Raw genomic sequence first — 261 nt, 5'->3', positions numbered from 1 at the left:
CTCTGAGGTCTACAAGCTTCCGCCCGCCGACGCTCTATTGAAAGTCGGGGCTCAGTTGGACTCGTACGAAGCCCGCCTGGGTTTTTTCATGGAGCATGAAGAGCTGTTCAAGGCTTTCAAGAATCCAGGGCAAACCCTGGAGCAGAGCTTCGAGGACTTCAACCGCAACTCTGTCAACCTGACCCTGCCGGACCCGAAGAAGTCCGACTCGCTGAGCAACTATATTCGCCTGGAACTGCAGTACCCGACGGACGTTGATGG

Annotated in this window: 1 pseudogene; it reads left to right on the top strand. The window is 55.9% G+C overall.

Annotation, left to right across the window (positions count from 1 at the left end):
* A pseudogene (locus SB765_RS30905) lies at nt 1–261 on the top strand (chain-length determining protein); the annotation flags it as partial.

Source organism: Pseudomonas sp. SIMBA_067, from assembly GCF_046534675.1.
Taxonomy (GTDB): domain Bacteria; phylum Pseudomonadota; class Gammaproteobacteria; order Pseudomonadales; family Pseudomonadaceae; genus Aquipseudomonas; species Aquipseudomonas putida.
This window is presented reverse-complemented; position numbering and strand designations above follow the sequence as displayed.